The following is a 6320-nucleotide window of genomic DNA, read 5'->3' on the forward strand; positions in this document are numbered from 1 at the left end:
TTACTTACCTCCGTATCCTCCTCTGGGAAGGGTTCTGTATCTACCGTAGTCCGAACCGCCCCAAGGTAACGGGAGGAATATTATTCCTCCACCCCCACCGCCCGAGCCCCTTACCCTTTCCATAAACCAGAGGTATAACCCATTCCTTAACTTTACGTTTTTTACTACCTTCAAACCGGAGGGCGGTGTAAATCTTTCTCCCGCAACTTCAAGAAATCGGTTTTCCGAAAAGAGCTCACAGTAAATTTTTTCCTCGGGGAGGTATCTCTCCACGTAGTAGAGTGTGTGAAGCTCAAGCTTATACTCCTTTTCCTTTATCAGGTCCTTAAGAACAACTTCACACCTTTCGGTTCCTCTTTTGTTTTCTTCAACCTTATACCTGTATACGCCCTTTTCGTAGTTCTTTATGAAGAAGTCTGCGGGATTTTCCTTTACCTCAATCGGTTTTGAACAAGAAAGAAATATTAAAAAGAGGCTAACGAGGGAAAACGCCCTCAATTTCCCACTCTTTTAACTCCCTTCCTTTAAAGGCTTCTATCTCATACTCGTCCCAAATCTCAACGTCAATTATCTCCCCGTCTTCCTTGAACTCCCAAATGGTCACGGGATAACTTTCAAGGTTCTTTCTGTATTTGGCTTTTCCCGCATACTTGAGCTTATACCTCTTTCCCTTATAGGTTATCTCCTCGGGCGGTTTTCCGAAGTTCCTGTATTGTTCTCCTATGTCGGGTTGTATATCTTCGGGGTCTATCTCTGTAAAGAAGTATATCTTTCCCTCCTCCAGGCTTAAAAAGCCTCTCCTGTTCGGAGACCTTATCTCCCATTCCTTTTCTTTGGTAGCTCCGTAGTCGTAAAGGGCTACGTCCTCAACTTCCCAAGTCTCCCCTTCAAGTTCAACTATGTCTCCCTTTTTTAGCCTATCCAGGGGATTCCCGAGGAGTTCTACTTCTTCCTTTTCCTCCTTTTTAAAGAGCTTCTTTATCCTATCCAGAAAGCCCATCCTCAGGAGAGCCCCAGTCTCTTTTTCAGTTCTTCAAGCTTTTCCTTACTCTCAAGGGTTTTGAGCTTCTTTTCCACTTCAGTTTCCACATCGGTTGCCAGTTCCTGTTTCGCAAGTTCTTCGTATGCCTCGGCCATCGCCTCTTCTTCCTCAACCTTTTCCTTCATCCTCTCAAGCATAGCTATGGTGTCGGAGGGATCAACCTTTGCTATCTCCTTATTTACCTTCTTTACAGCCTTTGCGGTTGCCATTCTTGCCTTCAGGGTTTTGAGTTCCGCTTCGTATTTAGCTATCAAAACTTTAAGTTCATCAATCTTTGCCTGGAGCTTCAGTGCCATATCTTTCTGCTTCTTTGCCTCCTCTTCAAGTCTTCTTGCGTTCTGTTCGTGAAGTTCCGCCTTTTGTATTAGTTCAGCTGCCAGCTTTTCGGCTTCTTCGGGGGATATCTCCCCTTCTTGTGCACTCTTGAGGAGGGCTTCCGCTTTCCTTATCAAGGCTTTAGCCCTTTCCTTTTCGTTTTTCGCTTCTCTTTCAAACCTTATCTTGCTTGCCTTTACCTGTGCAAGGGACTCCATAGCCTCTTTTAGCTGTTTCTTTAGCTCCCTTATACCCTCCTCGGTTATTTTTATCGGGTCCTCAAGTTTCTCAACAACCGAGTGGGCTTCAGCCTTTACTACTCTCAGAAGTCTTTTAAGCAATCCCATCACTTTTCCTCCTTAAGGATATTTAATAGCTCCCCTCCCCATTCTGCAAAGAACAGCTCCAAGGAAGCTATGCTCGCTTCAAGCTCTTCGTAATCAAGGGTCTCAAGGTTTAAGGTTTGTCTGTAAAGTATCACCTTATCTTTCCCGTCAAGGGCAAAGGCACCGAAAGGCAGATCCCTGTTTCTCTCCAGGAACCAGCCGTAGTGTTTTTCCGAAACCTTTCCTATGGGCTGTTCAATTATGAGCAAGTCCTCCTCACAGTCAATAACCATGTTCTTTATCCCCCTCTCCTCGTCTTCAACAACCAGGAGTTCTTCTTCGGGGTTTTCTTCTTTAATCTCAAGACCGAGGTCAAGAACCATTTTTTTCACTTCTTCAAAAGTAGCCATACTTTAAATTAAATAACATGAGAGTGCTAAGTAAAGAGGAAGTGGAGAAGGCTCTTTCCGAGCTTGAAGGTTGGAAACTTGAGGAGAATTTCATATACAGGGAGTTCAACACTAAGAACTGGAAGACGACAATTTTCGTAGTCAACGCAATAGCAGGTCTTGCGGAAGCAAGGTGGCACCATCCGGACCTTGAGGTTGGCTTCAAGAAGTTAAAGGTGAAGCTCACGACCCACGAAGCCGGTGGAATAACGGAGAAAGACATAAACCTCGCAAGGGAGATAAACGAGCTCGTGAATGAGATTATGAAGCACTAGGCAACATAAGCACCTCGCTGTATCTGTCTTCCTTTATATACCTTTCAAATATCTTCATAACGTCAACCCTTCTCACCCTTGATAGGTTCTTGTCAAAGAACCTGTAAAAGTCAAGGTCTTTAACAACCGTGTAGGAATAACCTATGTCAAAAGCTTCGTTTTCAACTCTTTCCTCTTCAAATATACGGGAGTTTATTATCCTTCGTTTTGCCTTCTCAACCATTTCGTCGTTTAGGTTTTCGTAGGTCTCTCTCAACAGCTCAAGCACTCTCCTTTTTACCTCTTCATATTTAGATGGGTCAAAGCTCGCACTTATAACGAATAGGTTATCCCTCGGCCTTCCGAGGTCTCCGCACCAGTAGGAGTAAACGAGACCTTTTTCTCTGAGCTCCTTGTAGAATACCGAAACCCTTCCCCCGCATAAAATCTCGCTCAAAACGAGAAGTCCCTTATACTCGTTCTTCCCTATGGCGGGAACCCTCCACCCTATAATCCAGTAAGCCTTTTCAACCCTTTTATCTTCAAGTTTCTTAAACCTTACACCTATCTGTTCGGGTTCGGTGGGAATCTGAACCTTGGGAACGGGTCTTCCTTCTTCCTTACCGAAGGTTTTTAAAACTTCTTCTTCAACTTCTTTCGGATTCACGTTTCCTACAACTACGACGGCCATATTTCTCGGCTGGTAGAAGGACTTATAAAATCTTAGGAGTTTCTCCCTTGTGAACTTCCTTATGGTTTCTTCAAAGCCTATTATGGGAAACCTGTAGGGTGATACTTTATAAACGAGCTTCTCAAACTCTTCCCATAAAACAGTTGTGGGGTTGTCCTTTCCCCTTCTCAGCTCCTCTATCACTATCTCTTTTTCTTTTTCCATCATCTTCTCGTCAAGGGTTGCCTTCAAGGTGAGCTGGTACAAAACCTCCAAAGCCTGCTTCCAGTAAGGTGCTGCTATCTCAACGTGGTAATAGGTGTAATCCTTTGATGTCCCGGCGTTTATGTTCCCGCCGAGGCTCTCTATTATCTTGTCTATCTCACCGTATTCATACTTTTCCGTTCCATTAAAGAGCATATGTTCAAGGAAGTGGGCCATTCCCTTTTCGTCGTATTTCTCGTAAACGGAACCTACCCTGAACCATACGTGTATGGCAACAGCCTCAGTGTCTTCTCTCGGCTTTATTATTAGTTTTCCGCCGTTGGGGAGATTTCTTATTATCAGTTCCTGAGCGGTTAAAACCTGAACCATTATTAAGACCCCCAGAATTAAAAGCCTAACCATTTCTTAACCTTTCCAGTATTTTATCCCTATACCAGTAGGCTGCGTTTAATGCGAATATAACCAACGTAAGTAGTAATGAGACCGGAAAAGCTATAGGTTTTACTACCCTGAGAAAGGTATCGTAGAAGAACAGAAAAAGGAGATAGTAGCCGTATAAAAGGAGAATGTTTGAGAAAACACTCCAGGTCTTCTTCAGAACTTTCTTCACCATAAGAGTTATACTAAATCATCTTTTTTTATGAACACAGCACCCCTTGAGAGCATTTCGTCAATAGCCCTCTCGACGTCTCCCGGGTTCACGTCTACACCTTTTACGGCATCCTCAAGAACGATTGCCTCAAACCCGAGATTCAGCCCGCCTATTACCGTGTTCTTTACGCAGTAATCCGTTGCCACTCCTCCGACGAATATCCTCCTTACTCCTCTTTCCCTCAAAAGGGATTCAAGTATCGTTCCCTGAAATCCCGAGTAAGCGTCAAAGTCTTGAGAGGTTCCCTTTGATATTATGAACTTGTTGTCCTTGGGAATGTATAAGTCCTCGTGAAACTTTGCACCTTCGGTGTTCTGGACGCAGTGAGGAGGCCATATACCTCCGTGTCCTTTAAAAGATATGTGGTTCGGCGGGTGCCAATCTCTCGTGAAGAACACGGGAAGGCCTTTTTCTTCAAAGAGTTTAATGTATTCGTTAAGAGTGGGGATTATTTTATCCCCAGCGGGAACCGGAAGAGCACCACCGGGCATAAAGTCTTTCTGCATATCAACAACTATAAGGGCATCTCTGTCCGTTATCTTTACCTTCATAGTCTACCTCCTTAAATAAATTTATCTTTATGAGCTTAATTCTGAAGTATCTTCCAAGGTATACAGTAAAGTATTACGAGAGCCGGGAAGGGAAGTGGGAGCCGGTGGAAGGCAATCTTTGTGCTTCTGCCTCGCCTACGTTTGAACACCGAAGAATTGTTGGAAAACTCTTTATAGATTTCTCAAATATTTGGGAAGACTAAAGCCTTTTCCATAAAACGTAAGTTTCTATAAAACTGAGGGAAATCCTACAAACCTTGTAGTCCGACATCCACTCTCTTTTTATCTCCCTTCCCTTCATAACGAACACGTATTCCCTTGATAACTTCTCCATTAGTTCTTTTATCTCCTCAAACTCTCCGAGAGCTCTTGAGATGCTTACATCAAACCTCTCCTTTACTTTTTCCGCTCTTGTGCATAAAACTGAGTAATTCTCTCCTATTTTTGTCTTTAAATACTCAAGGAAGGCACACTTTTTTGAGACGGATTCTATAAGAGTAAGCCTAATACCTCCGAGATAAATCTTTAAGGGAACTCCGGGAAATCCCGCCCCGCTTCCCACATCAACGAAGTGTTTCCCTTTCCAGCTTAGACCTGACTCTTCGAAGCATTTCACAAGACTTACGCTTTCTATAAAGTGTCTCTTTATTATCTCTTCCTCCTCCCTTATCGCTGTTAGGTTATGAACCCTGTTCCACTTCTTCAGTTCCTTAAGGTATACCTCAAACTTTTCCGCCTTATCTTCCGACAATGAAAAGCCTTCCCTTTCAAAGAGTTCCTTAATTCTCTCTCGCATATCTCAACTTTAGTTTCAGGCTCACCTTTCCTTCAATCAGTATTTCCTTCGGAATTTCATCTCCGTAAAGGATAATTCTCTTCACCCGTTTACTCTTTAAGGGTATAACGACAAGCCTTTTCTTTTCCTTCTTCACCTTAAAGAGCTCGTTTTCCTTCACCTTTCCTTCCTTTAAATACTCAACGATTAGGGGAATCCAGGGTTTTTTCTCGTAAACTTTCTTTCCCCTAAGAATCCTCTCTTTCTTCCCTTCCTTTTCGTATAGAACCACTTCTTTTCCCCTTTGAGTAAACCTGAAGTTGTAGTCATAGAGCCACCTCCAGGACTCGTAAGTTTTTCCCTCCGCCCGTGCCTCATTTTTTCCAACGTAAACCTTTATCTCGCCTACTTTAAAGAAGAAGAGATAAACCTCGTAGGTCGCCGTTAGGGAAAAAGTAAAGGAAATTACTAAAAGTAAAAGAAGAATACTCATATCTCACCCATCATCTTTAAAGCTCTCTCAACTACGTAAACGGGGTTCTTACTCTCAGTAATCTCTCTTCCTATAACGATTATGTCAGCACCTCGTTTCTTTGCCTCCGCAGGGGTGAGAACCCTACTTTGATCATCTTTCTTTTTCTTTATCCTTATTCCCGGAACAACCGCTATGAATTCCCTGTCCAGATTTTTCTTGAGAAACTCTACTTCCTCCCCGGAACAGACCACTCCGTCTATTCCCTTATCAAGTCCCATCTTTGCAAGGTGGAGAACGAACTCCTTTATATCTCCGAAAGAGGTTCTTAAAAAACCGAGGTAGCTCTCGTCGTGAGAGGTAAGAAGGCTAACTCCTAAAATCTTCGTATCTCCCTTTTTCTTTACCGCCTCCCCGACCATACGCTCCCCGCCGAGGAGATGAACCGTTGTGTAGTCCGCACCGAGATTGCTTATCCCCTCAACAGCGATACCTACAACCGAAGGAATATCGTGAAGTTTCAGGTCAAGGAACACTTCGTAAGGAAACTCTTCTTTTAGTTCCCTTACCGCATCTCCTCCCCTTTCAA

The 6320-nt window shown here is 43.4% G+C and carries 11 protein-coding genes; 1 reads left to right on the forward strand and 10 read right to left on the reverse strand.

The features are described from left to right. Genes ACWB1W_RS01050 through ACWB1W_RS01065 form a run of 4 tightly spaced genes read right to left on the reverse strand, consistent with a single transcriptional unit; the run spans position 1 to position 2093 of the window. Positions 1 to 498, reverse strand: a complete 498-nt coding sequence (locus ACWB1W_RS01050) for a hypothetical protein (RefSeq protein ID WP_479369538.1) — start codon at positions 496 to 498, stop codon at positions 1 to 3. Then, a complete protein-coding gene (locus ACWB1W_RS01055; RefSeq protein WP_479369539.1) occupies positions 476 to 1000 on the reverse strand; it encodes a DUF4178 domain-containing protein in 525 nt (174 codons plus the stop codon). The genes ACWB1W_RS01050 and ACWB1W_RS01055 overlap by 23 nt, the downstream gene beginning before the upstream one ends. Before the next feature lie 2 nt (positions 1001 to 1002). Next, positions 1003 to 1704, reverse strand: a complete 702-nt coding sequence (locus ACWB1W_RS01060; protein WP_479369540.1) for a PspA/IM30 family protein — start codon at positions 1702 to 1704, stop codon at positions 1003 to 1005. After that, positions 1704 to 2093 carry a YbjN domain-containing protein gene (locus ACWB1W_RS01065; RefSeq protein ID WP_479369541.1) on the reverse strand — a complete coding sequence of 130 codons (390 nt, stop codon included), beginning with the start codon at positions 2091 to 2093 and terminating at the stop codon, positions 1704 to 1706. The genes ACWB1W_RS01060 and ACWB1W_RS01065 overlap by 1 nt, the downstream gene beginning before the upstream one ends. A 17-nt stretch (positions 2094 to 2110) precedes the next feature. Between ACWB1W_RS01065 and ACWB1W_RS01070 the strand changes: the two genes are divergently transcribed. Beyond that, entirely contained in the window at positions 2111 to 2407 is a 297-nt protein-coding gene (locus ACWB1W_RS01070) for a 4a-hydroxytetrahydrobiopterin dehydratase (protein ID WP_479369542.1), read from the forward strand. Here ACWB1W_RS01070 and ACWB1W_RS01075 read toward each other — a convergent pair. The 6 genes from ACWB1W_RS01075 to pyrF all read right to left on the reverse strand — a co-directional run. Continuing rightward, positions 2394 to 3683, reverse strand: a complete 1290-nt coding sequence (locus ACWB1W_RS01075; protein WP_479369543.1) for a M16 family metallopeptidase — start codon at positions 3681 to 3683, stop codon at positions 2394 to 2396. The two genes, ACWB1W_RS01070 and ACWB1W_RS01075, sit on opposite strands and share 14 nt — an antisense overlap. Continuing rightward, positions 3676 to 3894 carry a hypothetical protein gene (locus tag ACWB1W_RS01080; protein WP_479369544.1) on the reverse strand — a complete coding sequence of 73 codons (219 nt, stop codon included), beginning with the start codon at positions 3892 to 3894 and terminating at the stop codon, positions 3676 to 3678. The genes ACWB1W_RS01075 and ACWB1W_RS01080 overlap by 8 nt, the downstream gene beginning before the upstream one ends. 5 nt (positions 3895 to 3899) lie before the next feature. Then, complete coding sequence (locus ACWB1W_RS01085; protein WP_479369545.1) at positions 3900 to 4484, reverse strand: nicotinamidase; 585 nt, start codon at positions 4482 to 4484, stop codon at positions 3900 to 3902. Between the two features lie 199 nt (positions 4485 to 4683). Next, positions 4684 to 5280 carry a 16S rRNA (guanine(527)-N(7))-methyltransferase RsmG gene (gene rsmG, locus ACWB1W_RS01090; RefSeq protein WP_479369546.1) on the reverse strand — a complete coding sequence of 199 codons (597 nt, stop codon included), beginning with the start codon at positions 5278 to 5280 and terminating at the stop codon, positions 4684 to 4686. Next, positions 5264 to 5752 carry a hypothetical protein gene (locus ACWB1W_RS01095; RefSeq protein ID WP_479369547.1) on the reverse strand — a complete coding sequence of 163 codons (489 nt, stop codon included), beginning with the start codon at positions 5750 to 5752 and terminating at the stop codon, positions 5264 to 5266. The genes rsmG and ACWB1W_RS01095 overlap by 17 nt, the downstream gene beginning before the upstream one ends. Next, positions 5749 to 6320 (reverse strand): orotidine-5'-phosphate decarboxylase (pyrF, locus tag ACWB1W_RS01100; protein ID WP_479369548.1); only part of this gene is annotated, 572 nt, incomplete at its 5' end. The genes pyrF and ACWB1W_RS01095, both read right to left, overlap by 4 nt.

The sequence above is a fragment of the Aquifex sp. genome (assembly GCF_056494385.1).